The following is a 25314-nucleotide window of genomic DNA, read 5'->3' as shown; positions in this document are numbered from 1 at the left end:
ATCCTATTCTTCTTCGTTTGTAGGAGTGATGCCGAACTTCTTATTGAAACGATCAACTCTTCCGCCAACATCAACAATCTTCTGCTTACCTGTGAAGAATGGATGGCACTTTGAGCATATTTCAACTTTCAGTTCGTCCTTTACTGAACCAGTAACGAATGTGTTTCCACATGCACACTTAACAACAGCTTCTGAGTTGTAATTTGGATGTATGCCTTCTTTCATTTAATTCACCTCAATTTCATCATTTTTTAACTATTCAATTCTAACACTAAGAATTTCAGGAGTCAACAATAATATAGATTCTGAGTGTCGGAGGTGTTATAATATATTGGGTATTAAGAAGTTAGGAGAATTTTAAAATGAGTAAACTTTATTTCAGGTATGGCGCAATGAATTCAGGAAAGTCCACAAACCTCATGCAGGTTGCATATAATTATGAGGAAAGAGGAATGAAAGTCAAAATCTTCAAGCCTCAGGTGGATGCAAAAGGCGGGAACCAGCTTGTTTCCAGACTAGGTGTGGTCAGAACAGCTGATTTCGCGGTTAGAGATGAAGACAATCTCTACGAAGTGACTGAAAAATGGATTCAGAGTGAAGGGAAGATCAACTGCATTCTTGTGGATGAAGCACAGTTTCTAAGAGCAAAGCACATCGATGAGCTTCTGAAAGTTGCAGTTATTCTTAAGGTACCTGTGATATGCTATGGGTTGAGGACAGACTTTCTCATGAATGGCTTCGAAGGCAGTGAGAGACTGCTTCTTCTGGCACATAGCATCGAGGAACTTAAAACCATCTGTACCTGTGGAAAGAAAGCGCTCCTTAATGGAAGGAAAATCAACGGAGAATTCGTTTTTGAAGGAGAGCAGGTGGCCATCGACATGGTAGGAGATGTGGAATATCAGTCCTTATGTGCAGACTGCTACTTCAAGTACAGAAAGAAAGCAAACGAAAAGAATAAGATGAAATAAGGATTTGGTGAATAAATGAGAAATACAACTGTAGGAGGACAAGCCGTTATTGAGGGCGTCATGATGAGAGGTCTGAAGGGCATTGCCACTGCTGTGAGAAATCCGGAAGGGGATATTGTGGTCAATCATGACCATTCCGTTCCGTTATCTCAGAAATATAAAATACTGCGCTGGCCACTGATAAGAGGGGCGGTAGCCCTCATTGACTCCATGAAAATCGGAATCAAGAGTCTTAACTGGTCTGCATCCATATTCGGGGAAGATGAAGAACCGTCCAAGTTCGATAAGTTTCTGAAGGACAGGTTCGGTGAGAAAGGCGAAAAGATCATAGAAACCATCACCATGATTTTCAGTCTGAGTCTCAGCATACTGCTGTTTTTCGTCGTACCGACACTGATCACTGGTCTTCTGAGAAGCTATGATCTGCCTCATCTGGGACTGAATGCCATAGAAGCGGTGATCCGTCTGAGCATCTTTCTCGGCTATCTATACGGAATCAGCAAGATGAAGGACATCTACAGAGTCTTTCAGTATCATGGTGCAGAACATAAGGCCATCATCTGCTACGAAAATGAGCTGGAGCTGACGGTGGAAAATGCCAGAAGCTGTACAAGATTCCATGAAAGATGCGGAACGAACTTCATGTTTCTGGTCATGGCTGTGAGTATCATTGTATTCAGCTTCACAGGATGGACCAATCCTCTCATGAGAATTGTAACGAGAATCCTTCTTCTCCCGCTGATTTCGGGAATCACCTATGAGATTCTCAGATGGCTGGGCAAAACAAAAGGTCCCGTTCAGAGGATTGTCGCTTATCCAGGTATGATGCTGCAGAGGCTGACTACAAAAGAGCCTCTGGATGACATGCTGGAAGTATCCATCAGGGCTTTAAAGGAAGCAGAAGGGCTGGTCTAAGATGCTTACAATTGGAGATGCCGTGAAACTGGCGGCAGAGAAGCTGAAGGAGATATCGGATACACCTTCTCTGGATGGGAGAATTCTACTGAAGGAAGTGACGGAAAAGGATGAAGTGTTTCTTCTTACGCACCGTGAAACGCTTTTAAGTGAGGAAGAAGAAAGGGAATATCTCGCTAAACTTTCGCAGAGAGAAAAGGGAATGCCCATCGCTTACATCGTGGGCTACAAGGAATTCATGGGTTTTCGTTTCAAGGTGAATGAGCATACACTGATTCCCAGACCGGATACGGAAATTGCCGTGGAGAAAGCCATAGAAATGATCAGAGAGAAGAAATACAGGAAGGTGCTGGATTTATGCAGTGGCTCTGGTGCCATCGGATTATCCATAGCCGGGATTTTGGAATTTACAAATGTCACACTTTCTGATATAAATAAAGGGGCCATTTCGGTCTCCATGGAAAATGCGGAGCACCTGGGTGTCCAGCAACGCGTAAAATTCATCCAGTCTGATCTTTTCGAAAAGATTGATGAGAAGTACGACCTCATAGTGAGCAATCCGCCCTATATAAGCGGGGAAGACATGGAAGAGCTGTCTGTCTCCGTTAAGGAATACGAGCCTCATTCCGCACTTTACGGAGGGGCGCGAGGTCTTGATTTCTATGAGGAAATCACGAAGAACGCAGAAAAACATCTGACGGAAAATGGGATGCTGATTTTTGAAATCGGATATGACCAGAGTCAAGAGGTGGAAAAAATGTTAAAAGAAAACGGATTTAAAAATATAATAACACTGAAAGATCTTTCAGGTCATCATCGCGTAGTTTCAGGGGAACTTCTTCCGGAGACTTAGCTTACTGACGTTATTTTTCAAATCAGATGAATAAAAGGAGAGAAAGTAATGTTAGATAGATTAAGTTTTGTGGAAGGTAAGTATGAAGAGCTTACCATGCGGATCAGTGATCCGAGCGTCATTGCAGACCAGGAGAACTGGCAGAAGCTCGTGAAGGAGCATTCCGACCTGGAAGCCATCGTAATGAGATATCGTGAATTCAAAGGTCTTCAGGAAGAACTGGATGCCAATATGGAAATGCTCCAGTCTGAAGATGACCAGGAAATGAGAGAAATGATCAACGAGGATGTAAGAAACATCAAGGCTCAGTTGGAAAGCATCGAGTCTGAACTTCAGATCATGCTGCTTCCAAAGGACCCCAACGACGACAAGAACGTATTTGTCGAAATACGAGGCGGTGCAGGTGGAGACGAAGCGGCTCTGTTTGCCTACAACCTCTATAGAATGTATGTGAAGTATGCGGAAAGCAAGAGATGGAAAGTGGAAATCATGAGTCTCAACGAAACCGACATCGGAGGATTCAAGGAAGTTGTGTTCATGGTCAAAGGCCATGGCGTGTATTCTCTGATGAAGTATGAATCAGGGGTACATAGAGTCCAGAGAGTTCCGGATACGGAAAGCTCAGGAAGAATCCATACTTCGACAGCTACGGTGGCGGTGCTTCCCGAAGTGGATGAAGTGGATGTAGAGATCGATATGAATGAAATCAGAGTCGATGTATACCGTTCCTCCGGTAATGGTGGACAGTCTGTAAATACAACAGACTCCGCTGTTCGTGTGACACACATTCCGTCAGGACTTGTGGTCGCGGTACAGGATGAGAAATCCCAGTTGAAGAATAAGGAAAAAGCGCTGAAGATTTTAAGGTCCAGACTATATGAAATAGCGGAAAGAGAAAGAAACAAGGGGATCGCAGACGAAAGAAAATCACAGGTAGGTACGGGAGACCGTTCTGAGAGAATCAGAACCTATAATTATCCGCAGGGTAGAGTGACAGACCACAGAATCAACCTGACACTTTACAAACTGGAGTCCTTCCTGAATGGAGACATGGATGAAATGTTTGATTCCCTGATCAGATTTGACCAGGCGGAAAAACTGAAAGCGCTGGGGAATAGAAGCAATTAATGAGGGGGGGCAGTTTTACTGTCCCCATTTTTGGAGTGAAAATGGAAACAATTAAAGTGAATTTCGAAAACAGAATAGATATGGAATGGATAGAACAAGGCGCTGAAATCATAAAAAGAGGAGGTGTTGTCGCATTTCCAACAGAGACAGTCTATGGGCTTGGTGCAGATGCATTGAATCAGGACGCGGTAAAAAAGATATTTGAGGCTAAAGGCAGACCGCAGGATAATCCTCTGATCATACATGTTGCGGACGCGGATCTTTCCGCCTTTGCGCAGGAGATTCCAGGGAAGGCTCAGGAGCTGATGGATAAGTTCTGGCCGGGACCCCTGACGCTCATTCTGAAAAAGACGGATCTCATCCCTATGGAAACCAGTGCCGGTCTTGATACGGTAGGAATCAGGATGCCTTCCAACGAAACGGCTATGCTCCTCATAAGGGCTTCTGGCTGTCCCATCGCGGCACCGTCCGCGAATATTTCAGGAAAACCCAGCCCTACGAATTTCAGGCGTTGCGTGGAAGACCTTGATGGGAGAGTGGACATGATCATAGGCGATGGAAGTTCCATTGTGGGGCTTGAATCCACCATTGTGGATTACAGTGTTCATCCTCCTCGTCTACTGCGTCCCGGGTATATCACGTATGATGATCTTCTAACGGTTGACCATGAGATCGTCTATGATGAAGCCATGACAAGAGCGGATGAAAAAGAGATTCCGAAAGCGCCTGGGATGAAGTACAGGCATTACGCACCCAAAGCACCCTTGACCATCATCACAGGAAATGAGGGAAAAGTGGAAAAGCGGATCCTTGCGCTGGCGGAAAACTACCAGAATCAGGGGAAAGTTGTAGGTGTTTTGGCTCCCAAAGAACGCGAGAAGATGTATAATAAAGAGAACATCAGATTCATATCTCTGGGAAGCGAGAAGAATTCCTCTGAAATCGCAAGAAATCTTTTTGAGGGATTGAGGACTTTTGATGATCTGAATGTTGATGTGATTCTGGCGGAGGGCTTTTCCGAAAAAGGCGTCGGTGTGGCGATTATGAATCGGTTAAAGAAAGCATCCGGATTCAATATAATCGAGGTGTAAGCATGAAAGTGTTATTTGTTTGTACAGGAAATACTTGCAGAAGTCCCATGGCAGAAGTGATTTTCAATGAGACTTATCACAAAGCGGAAGCCGCTTCCCGTGGCCTGTTTGTTCAAAGAGGAAGCACGATCTCCAGAGAAGCCAGGGAAATACTCCAGAGAGAATATGGGTATGACGTGGATCGCGAAGCAGAAGAGCTTATGGACCTTGATATGGCGGATGCGGAATACATCATCACCATGACAGAGGCACAGAAGAGGGAAGTGAAGAGGCGTTACGGCGGTGAGAGGGTTTATACCCTGAAAGAGCTCGCCGGTGAATCAGGCGACGTTATGGACCCTTACGGCATGAATGAGGAAATCTATCTCAAGACTTTCAGCGAAATCAGGAAATTAATTCATAAAATAACACAATTTGATAAATTCAGGAGGTAAAAATGAAAATAGCAATTGGTGCAGACCATGGCGGCGTAGGATTAAAGGAAGCGGTGAAGGAACATCTGGAGAAGAAAGGGTATGAAGTCAGAGACTTTGGTACCTATACCAGAGAATCCTGTGATTATCCGGATATTTCAAAAAAAGTTTCTGCCAGCGTAGTTGACAAGGAGTCTGATTTTGGTATCCTCATATGTGGAACTGGAATCGGAATCGGTATAGCTGCAAATAAGGTGAAAGGAATCAGAGCAGCACTGTGTCATGATACCTTCAGTGCTCACGCATCCAGAGAGCATAATAATGCGAACATCCTGACTATGGGTGAAAGAGTAATCGGTCAAGCCCTTGCATTGGATATTGTAGACACCTTTTTAGGTGCTGAATTCGAGGGCGGAAGACATCAGACACGTATTGATAAAATAACCAGATTAGAAGAGGAAAATGCAGAACTTGAGGAGGAAAATTAATGAGCAGAATAATTGAAATCAATCATCCGCTGGTATTACACAAGCTGGCCATCATCAGAGACAAGAATACAGGGTCCAAGGAATTCAGAGAAGTGGTGGAAGAAATCTCTACACTTATGGCTTATGAGGTGACAAGAGATCTTCCAATGGAAGATGTGGATATTGAGACCCCGGTGGCAGTTGCCCACTGTAAAATCATCACAGGTAAAAAACTGGCGATCGTGCCAATTCTAAGAGCCGGTATCGGAATGGTTGACGGAATGCTCAAGCTTGTTCCTGCAGCAAAAGTCGGACACATCGGACTTTACAGAGATGAGAGTACACTTCAGCCAGTGGAATACTTCTGCAAACTGCCAAAGGATATTGAAGAGAGAGAAGTTATTGTTGTGGATCCGATGCTTGCAACAGGCGGGTCTGCCATTGACGCGATTCATATGCTGAAGAAAAGAGGAGCGAAGAGCATTAAGTTCGTAGGTCTTGTGGCGGCTCCTGAAGGAATCAAAGCTTTATCGGAGAAGCATCCTGATGTTGATATCTTCATCGCGGCAATTGATGAAAAGCTGAACGAACACGGATATATCGTTCCAGGACTGGGAGACGCAGGAGACAGACTCTTTGGCACCAAGTAACAGGTATTTCAGTCAGTCTATTGGGAAATGATTCTATACCCGCCATGAACAGATTATTTCAGTTCATGGCGGGTGTTTTTTTCAGGAACTGAATGGAAATTTTAAGGACAACAGAATTGGAAAACAGATGCGGTGAAAAAGCTGAAATCATCAGACGGATTTGAAGTGTCAAGAGACTCAAGAGTTTTATGAAGTGGGTGTGGAAAGAGATCTCCCCTCTTCAATATGACAAAAAATATCAAATAAAAAAACGGGATTTATTTTAAGAAAAACCCTTGAAATATCATCGTCTAGGCTATATACTAGTCTTTGTCAGTTCATTTGCTGGTGTGGCTCAATGGTAGAGCAGCTGATTTGTAATCAGCAGGTTGATGGTTCGATTCCGTTCACCAGCTCCACATTTTCGGAGGAGTACCCAAGTGGCCAAAGGGGGCAGACTGTAAATCTGTTGCAAGTTGCTTCAGTGGTTCGAATCCACTCTCCTCCACCATTATCCTTGAAAAATATGAGCAAATGTTATTGACAAAACCCTAAGACTGTTGTACTATAAATAGGCAGTTGTACACTGATAGGGAGGAGTACCCAAGTGGCCAAAGGGGGCAGACTGTAAATCTGTTGCAAGTTGCTTCAGTGGTTCGAATCCACTCTCCTCCACCACAAAAGACACAATTGTTTCAATTGCTGTCTTTTTTTATGAAAAAAATTGAATACTCTTATCAAGAGAGGTGGAGGGAAAGGGCCCTATGAAACCCGGCAACCTGTAGAAATACGTGGTGCCAATTCCTGCAGCGAATACGCTGCAAGATAAGAGAGATGTAGAACTTACGACACCTCTTCTTATTGTGAAGAGGTTTTTTATTTGTCTGAAAAAAGGGAGGAAAAAAATGAAAAGACTATTTACTTCAGAATCTGTAACAGAAGGGCATCCGGATAAAATATGCGATCAGATTTCAGATGCCATCCTGGACAGTATCCTTGAACAGGATCCGAAAGCCAGAGTCGCCTGCGAAACTGCCGTGACCACTGGTATGGTCATGGTTATGGGGGAAATCACAACAGACTGCTACGTGGATATTCCGAAGGTAGTGAGAAAAACTGTCACTGAAATCGGATATGTCCGTGCCAAGTACGGTTTTGATGCTGAAACATGCGCTGTGCTTACTTCCATTGACGAACAGTCACCAGATATCGCTCAGGGAGTCAACGCATCTCTGGAGACACGTGAGGGGGACCATGATGCCATGCTTCAGACTGGAGCAGGAGATCAGGGGATGATGTTCGGTTTCGCCACCAACGAAACGGAAGATTATATGCCTATGCCCATCAATCTTGCTCAGAAACTGGCCAGAAGGCTTGCGGAAGTAAGAAAGAATGAGACACTCACCTATCTCAGACCGGATGGGAAAACCCAGGTGACCATAGAGTATGATGAGAATGACAAACCTGTAAGGGTTGAGGCGGTTGTTCTCTCTACGCAGCACAGTTCTGTAGTGACCCAGGAAGAAATCAGAAGAGACATCATTGAACATGTGATCATGGCAGTTGTGCCTGAAGAACTCATGGATGAGAACACCAAGATCTACGTGAATCCAACTGGGCAGTTTATTGTAGGAGGACCACAAGGAGATTCCGGACTTACCGGAAGAAAGATCATTGTGGATACCTATGGCGGTTATGGAAGACATGGAGGCGGAGCTTTCTCAGGAAAAGATCCAACAAAGGTTGACCGTTCTGCAGCTTATGCAGCGAGATGGGTGGCGAAGAACCTTGTGGCAGCAGGAGTTGCCGACAAGCTGGAAGTACAGCTGAGTTATGCCATAGGTGTTGCAAAGCCGATTTCCATTGAGGTATTCACATTTGGAACGGAAAAAGTATCTCATGAGCGCATTATAGAAGTCATTAGCAGGATATTCGACCTTAGACCAGGTGCAATCATCCGGGATCTGGATCTCCAGAAGCCGATCTATAGAAAGATTGCAGCTTATGGTCACTTCGGAAGAGATGACCTGGATCTGACATGGGAGAAGCTCAATAAAGTGGATGAAATCAGAAGTCTTTTGCCTGAACTGGCTTAACGCTGAAAGTCAGACGGAAAGACAGCATAATACCACGAAATAGAATAGAAAGCCTCAGTCACTCGAGTAAATCGAGATGGCTGAGGCTTTCTTCATGAATAATCATCAGACTGAATCAGTTTTTCATCTGGAGCAGGATATTGAAGTTGATGTAGTCGAAATCAAGCGTATCACTATCTGTTTTTCTTGCAGAGAGTTCTCTCAGGATGAGCTTGACGGAAACCCTGTCATTTTCCTTTAGGATGATGGAGTCTTCGTAGGCGATCTGAGCTTTTTGCATCTGATCTTCGTTTTCTCTGACGATTCTTTCGATGTCTTCTGACAGGTCTTCAGTCATGATCGGTTCCCCGTTCAATCGGACAATGAGATCTGTCACGTTATCCAGCTCGAGGGTGATTCCGTCGGTTTCTGCTGTTCTGGTATTGTAATTCACTGTGAATAGATAATCATATCCTTTAATGTCGATACCGGTCCGATCCATATCGGAACTTAAGTAGATGTATTCCATTTCCGGATATCTGTAGTAATCCTGTCTCTCGAACCCGAAAACGCTTTCGAAATCATTATACTCATAATCATCACCAAGATATTTGATCTTGCTGGGATCTCTTGAGTCAAAATAGCTCACGATGCTGGAGATGTTCTTCCGGTCTTCTTCAGACACATTGGTTCCCGGCTGTATGCTGCCGGACTGCAGCATGTCGTTCTTTTCCAGAAGCGCGGTGAATCTCTGATTCTGACTGAAACTGGATACACTGAATGCTGACAGCGGTCCCAGTATGGAAACCAGAGCGAAGATCGATAAGGTTACGGGAATGAAGATGTTGGTGAGTTTCTTTTTCACGATGAAGTAGACCATGATAAGCAGTACCCAGATGCCCAACAGTACCACGAAGTATCGGTTCTCAGTCACGCCATACTGTGCGATTCTTTTTCCGATGGATACGAACATCATAGCAAGTATTGGAAGAAGAATTCTCGGGAACCAGGTTCTGAAAATTTCGGCCAGTCTGTTTTCTTCAAGAATCGGGGTGATGAAGAAGATCACAGCTGCTGACACCACGGAGTACCATAATACAAGGTTCGATACCAGACCTCTAGGCCATTCCTGTGTCACGAGAATCTTAATGAAATACACATAGAGAATTCCGGTATAGATGGTAATCAGCGGAATGACGATATATAGTAGGAGAATCTTAAGCGCTTTGGAATAAGGGTAGCTTTCGAAGGATTCCTCCTTTTCGGGCAGTTTGGAGAGAAACATCAGTGCGCCGAAGATGAAAGTCACCATCAGGAAGAAATAGAAGAACCATTTCCCGTCGATGTCTGCATCAAATAAAGCGTTAATGGTGAATATGATGGCGGATATTCCGAAATAAAGCACACCGGAATAGAGGACAGTGATGAAGAATCCGTTGAAGATTCGGATGACGTAAGGTTCGTAGTTCCTGTTCTCCTTTAGTTTCAGTGTATAGAAAAGGGCTATGATGAGCGTAAGCAGGAAGCCGATGAAACGGATACCGCTGATCTGGTTCATTTCTTCTGTGAAAAAGAAGTAGTAGAGCCCCATGAGCAGTGCTGAGGGCGCGGCTACCAGAATCAGAGCGGGTTTGTCCGGCCAGAATCTCTCCTGAAGATGTTTCAGGGATATGCTGGCAAGCATACCGATGGCGGCGGTCATGGCCAGTCTTCTAAGCATTTCGGTCTCATAAATGCCGTTTATGTTTCTTTCGTTCTGGATGATCAGAATGACCATCAGTGCAATGGAAAGCAGTGCAGTGACGGGATATCTAAGAAAGCTGTCTCCTAGTCCTGCGAATTGTCCCTTGATTCGTTCTATGACTTTCATGGTAAAGAAAACACCGTAGATGATGTTTTCTGTTCACCTCCTTGATGTAAAATAGGGATTTCTTACTTATATTGTATAGTGCTATATCTTTATAGTAGTATCAAAATCATTGCAAAGACAATAATTCGGCAAATCTTCATAAATTGTTAAAACATTCAGAAATCATCATCACAGCGGGTGTAAGGAAGAAAAAATCCCGCCACTTCATGGGTATGAAGAAACGGGATATGCTTTATCTGAACTGTTTTCCTTTTATGAAGACGTGTTCCACATCTAGGGCATCAGACAGGATAAGAAGATCCGCATCGTAATTCAGCGCGATCTTTCCGGTATTCTTTTCTGCACCTATGAAGACTGCCCCGTTGTAGGAGGCCATTTTGATGACTTCATGGAGTGGAAGGTCTGTATGGTCAAATACATTCTTCACTGCTTTGTCCATGGTGAGGATGGAACCTGCCAGTGCTCCGGAGGTAAGTCTTGCTGCACCTTCCTTGGAAATGACAGCCTGCCCTCCCAGGGAATAGGTGCCATCGGGCATTCCGCATGCCATCATGGCGTCGGTGATGAGAAGGACTTTTTCGGAAGTTTTGATTTTATAGGCGGTTCTCAGGGAAGGGTAGCTTACATGAATACCATCGGAAATAGTCTCCGTTGTGATGTCAGTATCGAAGATTGCACCTACAACACCAGGATTTCGATGGGTGAAGGGAGTCATGGCGTTGAACAGATGTGTGGAGTGGTTGACACCAGCTCTTATACCTTCCATGGCCTGCTCATAGGTTGCCACCGTATGTCCCATGGAGACGTTGACGCCATTTTCTCTAAGATAGGGAATCAGCTCCAGTGCGCCTTCCACCTCAGGTGCCATGGTGATGTTTTTGATCAGATCCAGATTGTTTCCCACCATCTCCTTGAATGCTTCCAGAGTCGGTTTCTGTACGTATTTCGGGTTCTGGGCGCCAATGGCGCCTTCATTGATGAAAGGTCCTTCCAGATGCACGCCTCCGATGGAAGCGCCGCTTACCTGATTCTGTGCCACCTTGGCGGCTTCCACTGCCTTTCTTATTTCCTTTGTATCTACAGTCATTGTAGTAGGCAGAAATGTTGTTGTTCCATGTTCAGCAATGGTTTTCGATATGGTTTCGAGAGCTTCGAAAGTCCCTTCCATGGTATCATGATTGCCGGCACCGTGAATATGGATATCGATGAATCCCGGTGAAAGGTATCTGCCTTCTCCTTCGATGACCTCGTCATCAGAAAAGTCCGGGTTGAAGCTTGTGATTTTCCCATCGCTGATCTGGACGGACATCTGCTCTATCCTGTCTGTGAAAATCACTTTAAAATCTTTGAATATCATGTCTACACCTCTTATTTCATTCATTTTCTGAGTTTGTCTTATGACTATATTATACATGAAAATAACAACCTGAGATTACCAGGAGAAGCGTTCTGGTGAAATTTCCTGGAAAAATTCTCCGAGCAGATGAATAATCTTCCAGTATCAGTCCATAATAATCCATGTAAGGAAATGTGGAAACCGGAGACCTTTTAGATTATGATATAACTATGAAAAGTATAGAAATCGGTAAAGGGAGTAGTTATGGAGAGTTTAGAAGGTGTTGTAAGGGACATCATATTTCAGAATGAAGAGAATGCGTTCTGCATTTTCAGAATAGAAGACGACAAGGATATCCACATCGCATTGGGTACCTTTCCCTTTATATCAGTAGGTCAGACTTATATACTGAAAGGGGAGTGGGTGCTCCATGCAACCTTTGGAAAGCAGTTCAAATGTGAGACTTATGAGGAGGTCATGCCTAATTCTCTTAAAGGGATTGAAAAATATCTTGCATCGGGTTCCATATCCGGAATTGGCCCCATAACTGCAAAGAAACTGGTGGATAAATTCGGGAGCGAAATTTTCAATATTATTGAGAATGACACGAGAAGACTTATGGAGCTGGATGGAATCGGAGAAAAGAAAATCAAACTGATTTATGATTCCTACATCAAAGGCAGAGAAGTGAAAAACATTATGGTGTTTCTACAAAGCTATGGGGTGACACCCAAGCAGGCACTGAAGATCTACCGCGTTTTCGGGAATGAAGCCATTGCGAAAGTCAGGCAGAATCCCTATGTTTTATCAGAAGAGGTGCCAAGCATCGGCTTCAAGACGGCGGATGGCATTGCCAGAAATCTCGGCATCGAGATCGATTCACCCTTTAGGATTCAAAGCGGGATCAGTCATATTGTGAATGAGTACTGCGCACAAGGTAGTACATTCATTCCCAGACATGAACTCATCGAAAGAGGGAAGAGTGTACTGGAAGTGCCTGAAGCACTGATAGAAGAAAATCTCATGCATTCAGTCATGACGAACAAACTGGTGCTGGAAAAGGTGGATGAGGTGGAAGGTGTTTTTGCCCTCCCTTACCTTTATGCGGAAGTTTCCGTGACAAAAAGAATCCTTAGCCTTGCGCTGGATGAAGTGGATAACCTGAAGCTGCCAGTGGAGGAGTACATCCGGGATTTCGAGAAGAGTAATCACATTTCATTCCATGAAAAACAGATTGAAGCTATTGCTGGTGCTGTACATAATGGGATTGAAATCATAACGGGTGGCCCTGGTACAGGTAAAACCACCATAATCAAATGTATTCTTGAAATTTTTGATCGGGCTGGGAAAAAGGTGCTCATGGCAGCGCCGACAGGAAGAGCCGCTAAGAGAATGTCTGAAGCGACAGGGCGTGAATCCAAAACCATTCACAGGCTGATCGAGCTTGGTGTTTCCACTGAAGACGAAGAGGTGCTGTTTGATGAAGATCATACATTAAGCTGCGATGTCGTCATCATTGATGAAGCATCCATGATTGATGTGATGCTCATGAATAATCTTCTGAAAGCCATTAAGCCCAAGACGAGGCTGATTCTTGTAGGAGATGTGGACCAGCTGCCATCAGTTGGAAGTGGAAGAGTTCTGGAAGATCTTATTGAAAGCACTGCTTTTAAGGTGGTTAAACTTCAGTTCATCTACAGGCAGGGAAAAGAGTCCTACATTACGACCAATGCGCACAGAATCAACACGGGGGAAATGCCGCAGTTAAATGCCAAGGACAGTGATTTTTTCTTCATTAGCGGCACAAGACCGGAAGAATCCCTGGATACCCTGGTGGAACTGATCACAAAAAGACTGCCTAATTTCAACAGGAAGTGGGATCGCGTCAAGGATTTCCAGGTTCTGACACCTATGAGAAAAGGAGAGCTGGGAGTTCATAATCTGAACCGGGTGCTTCAGAAATCTCTGAATCCGAACAACAGGAGTTATGATTTCACCGATTTTCAGATCGGAGATAAAGTCATGCAGACGAAGAACAATTATATGATCAAATGGAAAAAAGTGAATAGAACATTTGGAGAGCCGCCTGAAGGCCAGGGGATTTTCAATGGAGATATCGGCTATGTCACCGGGATCAATACGGAAGACAACACAGTTTCGGTTCTGTTTGATGAGGATAAAATCGTAGAGTTTGAATCTCAGGATCTGGATGAGCTGGAACTGGCATATGCCGTAACCATTCACAAAAGCCAGGGGAGTGAATTCAAGGTGGTCATCATACCTGTATTCATGGGTCCGCCTCTGCTCATGAGCAGAAATCTCATTTATACAGGTGTGACAAGAGCGAGAGAACTTCTGGTGCTTGTAGGCTCAAAGAAAGCACTTGGCTATATGATCAGAAATACCAAAACCTATGAAAGACATACATCCTTGAAGTATAGAATATTAAGTGTACTGGACAATGTCAGCACGGAAGAAACATAAACAGGAGAATATTCGGGGGTATTTATGAAAACGGAAAAAAGAATGCAGCTTTTGAACTGGTATGAAGCATCTCAGGAGAAAGCGATCAATATGAAGACTGTGCCTTATATGGGGATAGAACCGGTAAAGGATCTGGTTGAAAAAGTTCTTAAAGAAAATGGCAGGGTTCTATACATAACAGGGGAAGACAAGGAAAAGGTTCTGATAGTGCGAGCCATGAGGTATCTGGGGTTCGAGTCCATTTCCGTACATCAGGACATGGAAATCAACGAGAAGGAATCACTGGTGATCTGCGATTATCTTCAGGCGCTCAGAGTGAGAGAAGAGTACGATCTTGTGATTTACGATGATGTGAATTCATTTCCGATACATAAAAAGCCGGAGATGCAGCATCTCATCGGTTTCATTTTCCCGCGATGCAGAAAAGTCGTTGCTTATTCATTCGAATCGGTGTTCATGGGAATGGATATCATTGAAATCCCTATGGAGGGGAAAAGCGGTTTCGTATCGGAGCCAAGGGTTCTGGAGACCAGATTGAATCTGGAGGAGTTTGTCCCCACGTCGGTTTATGAGTACCTGCTCTGGTTTGTGTTCGAAAAGAAGAAAGTTCTCTTCATCACAACCAATAAGAAAGTGAAAAAGAAAGTAGCCCGTTTTCTTACGAAAATAGATGAGAGTCTTGAAAGCTGCATCTATGATGTGGATGAGATCGGAACAAAGACCATGAAAGAGCTCTGCAGAGATCATACGAAATCTCACATATTCATTACGGATAATCTGGATGATTATGTGGATATGGAAACGAATTTTGAAATCATCATACATGGTGCGGATGCCAATCGATATTCCTACAGAGAACTTATCTTTCTGTGTTTGAGGAGTGGCTACTATGATGAACTTAATGGTGAAGTGCTTATGCTCTGTCAGAATGTGACAAGAGATATTGAAAAGACCAGAGATCTGGCAAGACACTTCAATAAGGTTTTATGGGATGAAGGATTTGAATAGGATAGCGGATTTCTTTTATCCGAAGCTGAAGTGTCCCGTCTGTAAGGTGTTCAGTGAGGGGCTCTGCATACCCTGCGGATCCTCCTTCCATTTTCTTGAGGAAGGAAAACTCTCTGATTCCGAAATGGGGATTTCGCTTTATCGGCATCAGGAAGCTGTAAAAATTCTGGTTTCCAGCTTTAAGAAGAAGATGCTGTTTTCTGCAGGGGATATAATGGTATCCCGATTTGTGGAGCAGATATCCTCTGAAAAGGAGATCTATGACTTTATTACCTATGCTCCATCCTCAAAGTCTTCGGTGAAAAGGCTTGGGTTTGACCATGGTGCCTATCTGGCGAAAAGGATAGGGAAAAAGCTTCATACTCCAGTGGCTGCTCTTTTTCATCCGCCGGATAAAGAGCAGAAAGTCCTTGAACGAGAAGAACGCTGTGAAAATGCGAAGAAGATTTCTCTGATTTCGATGAATGTCCGAAGCCTGAAGGGAAAGAAGGGGCTGGTGGTGGATGATGTGTATACCACAGGAAGTACTGTGACTGCCTGTCTTGAACTTATGAAGAAAGAGGGGATGGAAGGAAAGTACATCACTTTTTCGAGAATTCCATAGGAATCAGATGGTTTCGAAGGCAAGAAATTTTCAGCTTTAACTTGATAAATCAAAACAACATCGTTATAATTGATAAATGAAAGTTATGTTTGTAGTTGCTCAAGGGTAACCTTGAAAGTCCAGGCCAGTTGCAGGCGAAAGGATCCACGTAAGTCAGTCAAAGCGCTGACAATCATGGTGCAGCTTAGAGGTAAGTCCTGCCAGAAATGAGAGGGTTAGTAGTGAGAGGTTAAGTCCGGGTAGCGAAAGCTCCAGCAGGCGAGTGTGGGGTCAAATACTAGGTCAAGTAACTTTCGGCACGTAAGTGCAGTTGAGCAGCCTTCGGCTGCTTAATTTTTTTAGCTTTTCTTCAGAATAATTCAGGATAAGTTTCTGTTTAGGCTTATAATGGTATCAGAATATGGATATGAAAATTATTAATCATAAGAAGGGGAAGATATGGATACGATTCTATTTTATCTGTTTATAATATATTCCATCCTGCCGAATATCTATTTCCGGTTTTTCGCGAAGAGCGTAAGAAGAAATGTCAAAGCGGGAGATATGCGGATCGCGTTCACGTTTGATGACGGTCCCGATCCCAGATATACACCGCAGGTTCTGGATCTGCTGAAAAAGAATAATGTGAAGGCGACCTTTTTTGTTCTTGGTGAGAAAGCGAAAGAAAATCCGGAGATCATAAGAAGGATTGTGGATGAAGGCCATAGCATCGGACTACATGCCAATAAACATATCGGTGCACCTTTTCGAACATACAAAGCGATGAAAGATGATTTTTTCAGTTCCGTCAACGTATTGCAGAGTATGGGGATAAAAGTGCATCTCTACCGACCACCTTGGGGACTTGTAAATATCGCTTCATCCAAGTTCATCCATCAGTATGATTTCGAACCGGTCTTATGGTCCATACATGCATCGGACTGGAGCAGGTATGTGGATGAAACGCACATTGAAAACATACTGACACAGAAAGTGAAACCTGGAGACATTATTCTTCTGCATGATGGAAGAGGGGCGAAAAATGCACCGCAGCGAACCATCAATGCGCTGGGGAAAGCTCTTCCTGTATTGAAGGAAAAAGGCTATCATTTCGTGAAACTTGTGGATGATGATCATACCATAGCATCAGCTTGAGGAGGAGATATGAAAATATTCAGTAGAATCATAGCGACCTATGACAAAAACATTGTGAATCTTCAGGGGTGGAAAAAAGTGCCAGGAAGCACACTGGAGTTCCTGTACATGGTGCCAAAAAAATACAAAGGAAAGCCTGTACGAATCAAAGATGGTACGGTGATCAGGGAAGGGGACTCATATTATGAGATCCACATCATCAACACGAATCTGGCGAAACTTGACACCAGCTACGGCAATCTTTTCATCATGCTGAATGAAGAGCTGAGGCTCATTGGTGAGCACATGAAAAAAGATGAGGGTGAGGAGTATAAAGCGGTCCTGGCGGTGACGCTGCTGCATAGGCTGGCTAGACGTGCAGGGTTTACCATAAAAGAGATTGACAGTCCAGTAATGAGAAGACTGGTATCGCTGGGAGAAAATATTCTTCGGACAGCGCTGAGGAAAGAGAAGGACGCTGGACCAAAGAAGAAAAGAGTTGCCAAGGAATGCTGGATGTCCAGGGACCAGGTTATGTCAATCGAAACAGAGCAGCAATGATACGATCATGGAGCCTCCCGTTCAGGGAGGTTTTTTTATGAGTTTTCTGAACAGAAATGAAGGTGCTGATAATGCGAACTGTTTCTTTAGTTAGGACATTGAACAGCAAAAAATACCATTCTGTACTAGAAAAAACAAACATTGTTATAATTTTATTAATTGAAAACGCTTTCTGAATGGTCGGGTGTTCTTCGCTCCATAGAGCGGGATAACATCTGATCTTTTTGCGTTCTCTTAAAAAATCGTAAAATTTACTGTAATATAATAAAATAATTATAAAAGAAAACTGTGATAATTAACAGTACAAATCAATCTATAAAGTTTGATTTGTAGTATATCTGTACTAAATAACTTGAATTAATGGTTAAATTCAAGCTGATTTCATAGAACAGTACAAAAATCAAACAGAATCTCTGGAATATAAAAATTACCAATAAAAAATATTATTGATTAGGTATTAACAAAAGGGGAAAGTTATTGTATAATGCATTTGTAAGATAAAACAGATTGCGATAAATAAGCAAAACTGTTATAAAAATATTAGGAGGAATTCAAATGCATACAGAATGGCAGGGATTTGTTCAGGGAAACTGGCAGAACGAGATAGATGTAAGAGACTTTATTCAGAAAAACTATACTTTATATGAAGGGGATGATTCCTTCCTCGCTGGTCCTACAGAGAATACGCTGAAGGTCTGGAAAAAGTCCAGCGATCTGATTGTGGAAGAAATTAAAAAGGGTGTTCTTGGTGTAGATGAAGAGAACATTGCGGGAATCAATAATTTCAAACCAGGATACATTGATAAGGATCATGAATCCATTGTAGGGCTGCAGACGGATGCTCCTCTCAAAAGAATCATCAATCCCTATGGCGGATTCAGAATGGTTCAGCAGTCACTGGAGGCATATGACTTCACCGCATCGGATTCCATATTGAAGGAATTCCCTAAATACAGAAAGACGCATAATGAAGGTGTATTCCACGCATACAACAAGGAAATGAGAGCGGCAAGAAGCACAGGGCTCATCACTGGATTACCTGATGCCTACGGAAGAGGAAGAATCATAGGTGATTACAGAAGAATTGCGCTCTATGGTATAGACAGACTCATCGAAGAAAAGAAGAAGGATCTCGAGAATCTCACAGGTCCTATGCTGGATGATCTGATCAGACAGAGAGAAGAAGTCAACGAACAGATTATTGCGCTTGGCGAAATGAAGAAGATGGCTGCGAGCTACGGATTCGATATTTCAAAGCCTGCCAGGAATGCACATGAAGCCGTGCAGTTCGTCTACTTCGGATATCTTGCAGCGGTCAAGGAAAACAACGGAGCTGCCATGTCACTAGGTAGAACCAGTACATTCATTGACTGTTATATAGAGAGAGACCTTAAAGCAGGCATTCTTGATGAAGCGCATGCTCAGGAACTGATTGACCAGTTTGTCATAAAGCTGAGACTTGTAAGACACTTAAGAACTCCTGAATATGATGATCTGTTTGCTGGAGACCCGACATGGGTAACAGAAGCCATCGGAGGTGTGGGACTGGACGGGAAAGCGCTGGTCACCAAATCATCTTTCAGATTCATGCATACACTGATCAATCTTGGAACAGCACCAGAACCGAATATGACTGTTCTTTGGTCACAGGAGCTGCCAGAGAACTTCAAGAAGTTCTGTGCGGATATGTCCATTCAGACAGACTCCATCCAGTATGAGAATGATGACCTCATGAGACCGATCTACGGAGACGACTATGCCATTGCGTGCTGCGTATCCGCTATGACGCTAGGAAAGCAGATGCAGTTCTTCGGAGCCAGATGCAATCTGGCCAAATCTCTTCTTTATGCCATCAACGGTGGTGTAGATGAAAAGACCGGAAAGAAGGTCATTGATGGAATTGAGCCTATTACTGATGAAGTACTGAGCTATGAAACCGTACTGACAAATTACACGAAAGTACTGGAATATGTGGCTGAGCTTTATGTGAACACCATGAACATCATCCACTACATGCATGACAAGTATGCCTACGAAGCAGGACAGATGGCTCTTCATGACACTCAGGTCGGCAGACTCATGGCCTTTGGTGTAGCAGGACTGTCAGTAGCTTCAGATTCCCTTTCCGCAATCAAGTTTGCGAAGGTCAGAGCAAAAAGAGACGATAGAGGAATCACTTCTGATTTCGAAATCGAAGGAGATTTTCCTAAGTACGGAAACGATGATGATCGTGTAGACCATATTGCAGTGAAACTTGTCGAGAAATTCTCAGAAGAGCTCAAGAAGCATGAGACCTATAGAGATGCGAAGCACACACTCTCTGTATTGACCATCACATCCAATGTGGTATACGGTAAGAAGACCGGATCCACACCAGACGGACGTAAAGCGGGAGAACCATTTGCACCAGGAGCCAATCCTATGCATGGAAGAGATATGGAAGGTGCACTGGCTTCTCTGAACAGTGTTGCGAAGATTCCATACTGCGATACCTGTGAAGATGGCGTATCCAATACATTCTCCATCGTGCCGGATGCACTGGGAAAAACCGGTGAAGAAAGAATCAGTAACCTGGCTTCCGTTCTAGACGGATACTTCTCACAGGATGCGCATCACCTGAATGTGAATGTATTCAACAGATCCAAGCTGGAAGATGCTATGGAGCATCCAGAAAAATATCCTACTCTGACCATCAGAGTTTCAGGATATGCGGTGAACTTCAACAGACTGTCAAGAGAACAGCAGATGGAAGTCATATCCAGAACCTTCCACGAGGCTATGTAAGAACTGGAACCTGACTATACATAAAGATCAAAACAAGGAGTGAGGGCTTTGAAAGGTAGAGTACATTCAATAGAAAGCATGGGACTGGTAGATGGACCTGGAATAAGAACTGTAGTGTTTCTGCAGGGATGCAAACTGAGATGTCTCTACTGCCACAATCCTGATACCTGGCTTATGGGTGATGGAGACCAAGTAGAAGCAGAGGACCTTGTGAAGAAGATCAGAAGATACAGACCCTATTTTGAAAAATCAGGCGGTGGAGTCACGTTCTCCGGAGGAGAACCTCTTCTGCAGCCGGAATTTCTTCTGGAAAATCTGAAGCTGTGCAAGGAATCCGGAATCCATACAGCACTGGATACGGCCGGTTACGGATTCGGAGAATATGATGAGATTCTGAGTTATACAGACCTGGTGCTCTTTGATATCAAGCATGAGGATCCTAAACAGTATCTGTTTGTGACAGGTCAGAAAGAGGATAAATCAAAGAGATTCCTGGAAGCGGTCCAGAAAGCGGGAACCAGAATGTGGATCAGACATGTGGTGGTTCCTGGAATCACGGACAGTGAAGAGCACATCAGGAATCTGGCGAAAAAGATCAGAGGCCTCAGGAATGTGGATAAGGTGGAGCTTCTTCCTTATCACACCATGGGTGAAAACAAGTATGAAGCCATGAACATGAAGTATAAACTCGATGGTGTGGAAGCCATGGACAGGGAGCGAAATGCGGAGCTCACAGAACTTCTGCTCCAGGAACTAGGCAGAGATTTCTATGTCACACAGGAAGAAGGAAAAGAAGAAACGTATATCAGACGCATCGGATAATAAGGTTCTGCTGATTGTTACGATAGAAGAAAGGTCACATCAGCATTTATATAGAGACATGAAAAAGCACCAGGCATTATGCCTGGTGCTTTATTAGGGATTTTACTCCTCAACCTCAAACTGGTCCTTGCCAACTCCGCAAAGTGGACATACCCAATCTTCAGGTAGATCTTCGAAGCTCGTTCCTGGAGCGATTCCATTGTCTTCGTCCCCAACAGCTGGATCGTAAACATATCCGCATACTAAACAAACGTAACTCTTCATAATATTCCCTCCTATTTTTTATAAGTGTTATATAAATCATAACCTAACTTGATTATAGATGAGAAAACATCAGCTTTCAATACATTTTATGAGAATACATATTTTCGAATCATAATTAATCCTGTATACTTATTAATCGTGAGGTACTAAAATTATGCAAATGAATACAAAAATATCGTTAGACAATCAAAAATTCTATAAAGTTCTGTTTACCATTGCATTGCCCATCATCGTACAGAATTTCCTGTCCTCCTCTCTGAATATGGTGGACAATCTGATGATCGGAAATCTGGGAGAAGAATCCATCGCTGCGGTAGGTCAGGCCAACCAGCTGTTCTTTCTGTTTACGCTGATGTCCTTCGGTCTGAACAGTGGTGGAGCCATCTTCTTCTCGCAGTACCATGGCAGTGAGGACTATAAGAACCTGAAGAAGTATCTTGGGATGACCATGGTCATCGGTGGTATCATCGCACTGTTTTTCACGTTTATCGCTCTGGTGATTCCGGAGAAGATCATGTCACTTTATTCACAGGATCCGAAAGTGCTCAGTGAATCAGTGAACTACCTGCGGATTGTGGGGTTCAGTTATCTTCTGAGTAATCTGTCCTTTACCATGATTTTCGCGCTGAGATCCACCACGCAGGCTTTCGTTCCTATGATTTCAAGCATCATAGGGCTTGGCACTAATACTTTTCTGAATTACTGCCTGATCAACGGGGCCTTCGGGTTTCCAAGACTTGAGGTTCGAGGAGCAGCCCTGGCGACACTAATCGCCAGAATCATTGAATTCGGTATCCTCTTCTATATCGTTTTCGTCAAGAAGAATATATTGAATGCCAGTCTGAAAGAACTTCTGTCCTTCAGGAAGCCGAACATATCAAAATATCTCATAGTGGCTGCACCAGTACTTCTTAACGAGACCTTCTGGTCTCTTGGCATCCTGGTGTACAACTATTCCTATGCGAAACTTGGTGTTTCAGCTTTCGCGGCGATCCAGATTCAGAACACCATCACGCAGCTCTTCTACGTGTTCTCCTTCGGGATCTGCAACGCGGCTGCCATCATCACGGGAAATCTCATCGGGAAAGGGGACATAGAGACTTTGAAAATCTATGCCCGTAAAATCATAAGGCTCACTTTCTTCATCGGACTAGGTACATCCGTGCTGATTCTCATTGCGAGAAATCCGATTCTTTCCCTTTATAAGCTGGAAGAATCCACAAGGGAAACCACGAGTAATCTGCTCAGCCTGATCACCATCATGGTGCCGATACGCTTTCTGAATGTCTTATTCGTGGTGGGACTGTTCAGAGGAGGCGGAGACACCAGATACTCTCTGTTTGCGGAGACGGCAAGCCTGTGGTTTGTAGGCGTGCCTATGGTTTCCATTGCGGCGCTCTATTTCAGGCTTCCGGTGGAATATGTGCTCCTGTGCAGTTTTGCGGAGGAAATCGTGAAGCTGATCATCTGCTATCCACGTTATCGCTCTCATAAATGGATCCGGCGCATCGTATAAGTATAGGAAGCGAAGAAGGAACGGACGAAATAAATAGAAGCTCTTCTTGGACTGCATGTCTTACAACGGACAGGTCCAGGAAGAGCTTCTTCATTTTTGCGCTATTTAACGGTACCCAGTGCTTCGGAGAAGGTCTCCAGCATGGTGAGGGAAGAATTCAGGGTAATATCATTCTTGTCGATTACGGGATTGAACTCAACAAAATCTATGCTTCCGACTTTTCCGGTGGAAATAATCGCTTTTACCAGGTCTTTGCTTTCGTCGAATTCCAGTCCGTTTTCCACAGGCGTACCGGTTCCAGGAACCAGACGATCATCCAGGGAATCGATGTCGTAGGAAAGGTGGATTTTCCGGATTCCGCTTTTTTCAATCATTTCCAGAAGTTCACGGATTACAGCATCCATGCCTCTCTCTCGAATATCCGTCATTCTCCAGATGTTGATTCCATTTTCTCTGATGATGATCTCTTCACCTTCATCCACACTTCTTAAACCGATGATGTAGATATTTTCAGGTTTCACTTTTCTGTCATCCACATACAGAGAGGTAAGTGACTCGTCACCAAGTCCTGTGGAAGCACCCAGTGGCATTCCATGAATGTTTCCTGATGGAGAGGATTCGGCCACATTAAGATCGGCATGTGCATCGATCCAGATGACTGCGTAATCCTCTTCAGATGCAGCTTTTACGCCAGCCATGGATCCAAGCCCTAGAGAATGGTCTCCGCCAACCACGAAGGGAAGATTCCCTGTCTTCAGCGCTTTCTCCACTGCCTGAGCCAGTTTCAGATTACCATCCACAACCTCTTCAAGATATTTCATTGTTTCGTGGCTGGCATATTTGCGATCTGTATCCACGCTTATCACATCTATATTTCCATTGTCATTCACTTCTTCATTATACTTTTTCAGTATTTCCACTAAACCATTCTCTCTCAGTTTATCTGGTCCATGTTCCACGCCAGGTCTGTCGCAACCATAAAACATGGGAAAACCAATAAGTTCTATTTTCATTTATGCACCTCCATGTAATTTCAATTCATTATATATCATATGCAGTGGAATTTCCATGATTTGCAAGGAAAAATCTTTATTCATAAAACTGTATAAATCCTCATATATCAACGGTTTAGCACGCAGAGGCAATGGTTCTAAAGGTCATTTCAGACAAGGATTTCCGGATGAAGAAGGTTGAATGTAAAACGTTTACTGAGGTGCTTCCATGAAAACAGTTTCATGAATAGGGAGGGCATAAAAATAAATTCCGAGTGGCGCTGTCCCGAAACCCTGACGAATTGGTCAAAGGAGATTTGTGAATTCCAGGTGGCTGATATTTCAATTCCAGTTCATAAAGTTCAGTTATAATAAATCGAATTCTTGAAAATGGAGGAATGAAAATGAAACTGAAGAATGTTAAGATATCCATCATCGGAGCCGGTTTTGTAGGGTCAACGACCACCTATGCATTAATGCTGGGTGGCCTTTGCGAAGACCTGGTACTGGTAGATGTGAATAAAGACAAGGCCATTGGAGAAGCAATGGATCTTTCCCATGGAGCCGCTTTTGTAAAACCGGTGAAAGTCATGTCAGGAGACTATGAAGACACGCAAGGGTCTGACATTGTCATCATCACCGCCGGCGCTGCCCAGAAGCCCGGTGAAACAAGGCTGGATCTAGTCAATAAGAACATCGGTATTTACAGGCAGATCATACCCGAGATTGTGAAGTACAGTCCGGATTCCATTCTTCTTGTGGTATCCAATCCGGTGGATATTCTGTCTTATGTCGCATATAAATTATCCGGATTCCCAAGAGAACGCGTGATCGGATCAGGTACTGTACTGGACACGAGTAGATTCAGGACCCTTCTGGCAGAGTATCTTGATGTGGATGCAAGAAGTATCCATGGCTATATCATCGGAGAACATGGTGACTCTGAAATCGCAGCCTGGTCACTGACCAACATCGCAGGAGTCAATCTGAAGGAATATGTAAGCATCACGGAGAAAGGAAAAGGGGATCTCTCCTTCATGGAATATATACCACTTTCCGTGAAAAATGCAGCCTATGAAATGATCAACACCAAGGGATATACAAATTACGCGGTAGCCCTCGCAGTGCGGAGAATATGTGAGGCCATCACGGGGGATGAGAAAGCGATTCTTACGGTATCGTCTTTATTGGATGGAGAATATGGTCTCAGTGATTTATACATCGGCATTCCGAGTATTGTGGGGAAGGAAGGCGTGAAGAAAGTGATTGAAGTACCTCTGAAAGATAAGGAAAGAGAAGATTTCATCGCGTCTGCGCATACCATGAAGAAGATCATTGAGGGTTCTTCCTTGTAATCCTCATGCGAAAATGAGAGAAACCGATGCCTGAAGAAATCTGTTGTGACAATATTTTCTGAT

The 25314-nt window shown here is 43.7% G+C and carries 23 protein-coding genes, 3 tRNA genes and 1 riboswitch; of the genes, 21 read left to right on the top strand and 5 right to left on the bottom strand.

Annotated features, from left to right (window positions below):
* Window positions 1-3 precede the first annotated feature (3 nt).
* Window positions 4-225, bottom strand: coding sequence for a 50S ribosomal protein L31 (rpmE, locus tag ACHAL6_RS09515; protein WP_395270359.1), 222 nt, complete (start codon window positions 223-225; stop codon window positions 4-6).
* A 137-nt stretch (window positions 226-362) separates the two neighbouring features.
* On the opposite strand from rpmE, the gene ACHAL6_RS09510 reads away from it, so the two are divergent.
* The 12 genes from ACHAL6_RS09510 to metK all read left to right on the top strand — a co-directional run bounded on the left by ACHAL6_RS09510 (window position 363) and on the right by metK (window position 8563).
* Window positions 363-971, top strand: a complete 609-nt coding sequence (locus tag ACHAL6_RS09510; protein WP_395270357.1) for a thymidine kinase — start codon at window positions 363-365, stop codon at window positions 969-971.
* Between the two features lie 15 nt (window positions 972-986).
* A complete protein-coding gene (locus tag ACHAL6_RS09505; protein ID WP_395270355.1) occupies window positions 987-1886 on the top strand; it encodes a DUF1385 domain-containing protein in 900 nt (299 codons plus the stop codon).
* Window position 1887: 1 nt separating this feature from the next.
* The gene (prmC, locus tag ACHAL6_RS09500) at window positions 1888-2739 is read left to right on the top strand and encodes a peptide chain release factor N(5)-glutamine methyltransferase (protein WP_395270353.1); all 852 of its coding nucleotides are present in this window, start codon (window positions 1888-1890) and stop codon (window positions 2737-2739) included.
* Between the two features lie 48 nt (window positions 2740-2787).
* On the top strand, window positions 2788-3867 hold the full coding sequence (prfA, locus tag ACHAL6_RS09495) for a peptide chain release factor 1 (protein ID WP_395270351.1): 1080 nt from the start codon (window positions 2788-2790) through the stop codon (window positions 3865-3867).
* Between the two features lie 41 nt (window positions 3868-3908).
* Window positions 3909-4958, top strand: a complete 1050-nt coding sequence (locus tag ACHAL6_RS09490) for an L-threonylcarbamoyladenylate synthase (protein WP_395270350.1) — start codon at window positions 3909-3911, stop codon at window positions 4956-4958.
* A 2-nt stretch (window positions 4959-4960) separates the two neighbouring features.
* A complete protein-coding gene (locus tag ACHAL6_RS09485; protein ID WP_395270349.1) occupies window positions 4961-5392 on the top strand; it encodes a hypothetical protein in 432 nt (143 codons plus the stop codon).
* A 2-nt stretch (window positions 5393-5394) separates the two neighbouring features.
* Complete coding sequence (gene rpiB, locus ACHAL6_RS09480; RefSeq protein WP_395270347.1) at window positions 5395-5859, top strand: ribose 5-phosphate isomerase B; 465 nt, start codon at window positions 5395-5397, stop codon at window positions 5857-5859.
* Window positions 5859-6488, top strand: a complete 630-nt coding sequence (gene upp / locus ACHAL6_RS09475) for a uracil phosphoribosyltransferase (RefSeq protein ID WP_395270345.1) — start codon at window positions 5859-5861, stop codon at window positions 6486-6488. Before rpiB ends, upp begins: the two co-directional genes overlap by 1 nt.
* Before the next feature lie 323 nt (window positions 6489-6811).
* Window positions 6812-6886: transfer RNA gene (locus tag ACHAL6_RS09470), tRNA-Thr, on the top strand.
* Window positions 6887-6893: 7 nt separating this feature from the next.
* A tRNA-Tyr gene (locus tag ACHAL6_RS09465) sits at window positions 6894-6978 on the top strand.
* Between the two features lie 82 nt (window positions 6979-7060).
* Window positions 7061-7145: transfer RNA gene (locus ACHAL6_RS09460), tRNA-Tyr, on the top strand.
* Between the two features lie 53 nt (window positions 7146-7198).
* Window positions 7199-7299, top strand: a riboswitch (SAM riboswitch).
* Window positions 7300-7372: 73 nt separating this feature from the next.
* The gene (metK, locus tag ACHAL6_RS09455; protein WP_395270344.1) at window positions 7373-8563 is read left to right on the top strand and encodes a methionine adenosyltransferase; all 1191 of its coding nucleotides are present in this window, start codon (window positions 7373-7375) and stop codon (window positions 8561-8563) included.
* Between the two features lie 115 nt (window positions 8564-8678).
* On the opposite strand, the gene ACHAL6_RS09450 is transcribed toward metK, so the two are convergent.
* Both ACHAL6_RS09450 and nagA read right to left on the bottom strand, forming a co-directional pair.
* On the bottom strand, window positions 8679-10412 hold the full coding sequence (locus ACHAL6_RS09450; RefSeq protein WP_395270342.1) for a DUF4153 domain-containing protein: 1734 nt from the start codon (window positions 10410-10412) through the stop codon (window positions 8679-8681).
* 232 nt (window positions 10413-10644) lie between these two features.
* The gene (gene nagA, locus ACHAL6_RS09445; RefSeq protein WP_395270340.1) at window positions 10645-11769 is read right to left on the bottom strand and encodes an N-acetylglucosamine-6-phosphate deacetylase; all 1125 of its coding nucleotides are present in this window, start codon (window positions 11767-11769) and stop codon (window positions 10645-10647) included.
* 243 nt (window positions 11770-12012) lie between these two features.
* Here nagA and ACHAL6_RS09440 point away from each other — a divergent pair, with 243 nt between their 5' ends.
* From ACHAL6_RS09440 to pflA, 7 genes are all read left to right on the top strand, one after another.
* Window positions 12013-14232 carry an ATP-dependent RecD-like DNA helicase gene (locus tag ACHAL6_RS09440; protein ID WP_395270338.1) on the top strand — a complete coding sequence of 740 codons (2220 nt, stop codon included), beginning with the start codon at window positions 12013-12015 and terminating at the stop codon, window positions 14230-14232.
* Between the two features lie 24 nt (window positions 14233-14256).
* Window positions 14257-15240, top strand: coding sequence for a hypothetical protein (locus tag ACHAL6_RS09435; protein ID WP_395270337.1), 984 nt, complete (start codon window positions 14257-14259; stop codon window positions 15238-15240).
* Window positions 15233-15844 (top strand): ComF family protein, encoded by a 612-nt coding sequence (locus ACHAL6_RS09430; RefSeq protein ID WP_395270335.1) that lies wholly within the window; start codon window positions 15233-15235, stop codon window positions 15842-15844. The genes ACHAL6_RS09435 and ACHAL6_RS09430 overlap by 8 nt, the downstream gene beginning before the upstream one ends.
* Window positions 15845-16282: 438 nt before the next feature.
* Window positions 16283-16978 carry a polysaccharide deacetylase family protein gene (locus tag ACHAL6_RS09425; protein WP_395270333.1) on the top strand — a complete coding sequence of 232 codons (696 nt, stop codon included), beginning with the start codon at window positions 16283-16285 and terminating at the stop codon, window positions 16976-16978.
* Window positions 16979-16987: 9 nt separating this feature from the next.
* A complete protein-coding gene (locus ACHAL6_RS09420; RefSeq protein ID WP_395270332.1) occupies window positions 16988-17518 on the top strand; it encodes a YkoP family protein in 531 nt (176 codons plus the stop codon).
* Window positions 17519-18073: 555 nt separating this feature from the next.
* A complete protein-coding gene (pflB, locus tag ACHAL6_RS09415) occupies window positions 18074-20302 on the top strand; it encodes a formate C-acetyltransferase (protein WP_395270330.1) in 2229 nt (742 codons plus the stop codon).
* A 48-nt stretch (window positions 20303-20350) separates the two neighbouring features.
* Window positions 20351-21124 carry a pyruvate formate-lyase-activating protein gene (gene pflA / locus ACHAL6_RS09410; protein WP_395270328.1) on the top strand — a complete coding sequence of 258 codons (774 nt, stop codon included), beginning with the start codon at window positions 20351-20353 and terminating at the stop codon, window positions 21122-21124.
* A gap of 102 nt (window positions 21125-21226) precedes the next feature.
* On the opposite strand, the gene rd is transcribed toward pflA, so the two are convergent.
* A complete protein-coding gene (gene rd, locus ACHAL6_RS09405; protein ID WP_207598402.1) occupies window positions 21227-21388 on the bottom strand; it encodes a rubredoxin in 162 nt (53 codons plus the stop codon).
* Window positions 21389-21542: 154 nt separating this feature from the next.
* Between rd and ACHAL6_RS09400 the strand changes: the two genes are divergently transcribed.
* The gene (locus ACHAL6_RS09400) at window positions 21543-22904 is read left to right on the top strand and encodes an MATE family efflux transporter (protein WP_395270326.1); all 1362 of its coding nucleotides are present in this window, start codon (window positions 21543-21545) and stop codon (window positions 22902-22904) included.
* A gap of 101 nt (window positions 22905-23005) precedes the next feature.
* Here the strand turns inward: ACHAL6_RS09400 and rocF are convergent, their stop codons facing one another.
* Window positions 23006-23917 (bottom strand): arginase, encoded by a 912-nt coding sequence (gene rocF, locus ACHAL6_RS09395; RefSeq protein WP_395270324.1) that lies wholly within the window; start codon window positions 23915-23917, stop codon window positions 23006-23008.
* A gap of 383 nt (window positions 23918-24300) precedes the next feature.
* On the opposite strand from rocF, the gene ACHAL6_RS09390 reads away from it, so the two are divergent.
* Window positions 24301-25251, top strand: coding sequence for an L-lactate dehydrogenase (locus ACHAL6_RS09390; RefSeq protein ID WP_395270322.1), 951 nt, complete (start codon window positions 24301-24303; stop codon window positions 25249-25251).
* Window positions 25252-25314 lie beyond the last annotated feature (63 nt).

The sequence above is a fragment of the Proteiniclasticum sp. C24MP genome (genome assembly GCF_043951855.1).
Classification (GTDB): Bacteria; Bacillota; Clostridia; order Clostridiales; family Clostridiaceae; genus Proteiniclasticum.
The sequence above is the reverse complement of the archived record's forward strand: the minus strand, read 5'-3'. Positions and strand labels throughout refer to the sequence as shown.

Coding starts and splice junctions, on each gene's coding strand:
- prmC (WP_395270353.1), top strand. CDS start 1,888: ATGCTTACAATTGGAGATGCCGTGAAACTGGCGGCAGAGAAGCTGAAG.
- pflB (WP_395270330.1), top strand. CDS start 18,074: ATGCATACAGAATGGCAGGGATTTGTTCAGGGAAACTGGCAGAACGAG.
- prfA (WP_395270351.1), top strand. CDS start 2,788: ATGTTAGATAGATTAAGTTTTGTGGAAGGTAAGTATGAAGAGCTTACC.
- nagA (WP_395270340.1), bottom strand. CDS start 11,769: ATGATATTCAAAGATTTTAAAGTGATTTTCACAGACAGGATAGAGCAG.
- upp (WP_395270345.1), top strand. CDS start 5,859: ATGAGCAGAATAATTGAAATCAATCATCCGCTGGTATTACACAAGCTG.
- rd (WP_207598402.1), bottom strand. CDS start 21,388: ATGAAGAGTTACGTTTGTTTAGTATGCGGATATGTTTACGATCCAGCT.
- ACHAL6_RS09420 (WP_395270332.1), top strand. CDS start 16,988: ATGAAAATATTCAGTAGAATCATAGCGACCTATGACAAAAACATTGTG.
- ACHAL6_RS09450 (WP_395270342.1), bottom strand. CDS start 10,412: ATGAAAGTCATAGAACGAATCAAGGGACAATTCGCAGGACTAGGAGAC.
- ACHAL6_RS09425 (WP_395270333.1), top strand. CDS start 16,283: ATGGATACGATTCTATTTTATCTGTTTATAATATATTCCATCCTGCCG.
- metK (WP_395270344.1), top strand. CDS start 7,373: ATGAAAAGACTATTTACTTCAGAATCTGTAACAGAAGGGCATCCGGAT.
- ACHAL6_RS09510 (WP_395270357.1), top strand. CDS start 363: ATGAGTAAACTTTATTTCAGGTATGGCGCAATGAATTCAGGAAAGTCC.
- ACHAL6_RS09490 (WP_395270350.1), top strand. CDS start 3,909: ATGGAAACAATTAAAGTGAATTTCGAAAACAGAATAGATATGGAATGG.
- rpiB (WP_395270347.1), top strand. CDS start 5,395: ATGAAAATAGCAATTGGTGCAGACCATGGCGGCGTAGGATTAAAGGAA.
- ACHAL6_RS09505 (WP_395270355.1), top strand. CDS start 987: ATGAGAAATACAACTGTAGGAGGACAAGCCGTTATTGAGGGCGTCATG.
- ACHAL6_RS09400 (WP_395270326.1), top strand. CDS start 21,543: ATGCAAATGAATACAAAAATATCGTTAGACAATCAAAAATTCTATAAA.
- ACHAL6_RS09485 (WP_395270349.1), top strand. CDS start 4,961: ATGAAAGTGTTATTTGTTTGTACAGGAAATACTTGCAGAAGTCCCATG.
- ACHAL6_RS09390 (WP_395270322.1), top strand. CDS start 24,301: ATGAAACTGAAGAATGTTAAGATATCCATCATCGGAGCCGGTTTTGTA.
- rpmE (WP_395270359.1), bottom strand. CDS start 225: ATGAAAGAAGGCATACATCCAAATTACAACTCAGAAGCTGTTGTTAAG.
- ACHAL6_RS09435 (WP_395270337.1), top strand. CDS start 14,257: ATGAAAACGGAAAAAAGAATGCAGCTTTTGAACTGGTATGAAGCATCT.
- ACHAL6_RS09440 (WP_395270338.1), top strand. CDS start 12,013: ATGGAGAGTTTAGAAGGTGTTGTAAGGGACATCATATTTCAGAATGAA.
- rocF (WP_395270324.1), bottom strand. CDS start 23,917: ATGAAAATAGAACTTATTGGTTTTCCCATGTTTTATGGTTGCGACAGA.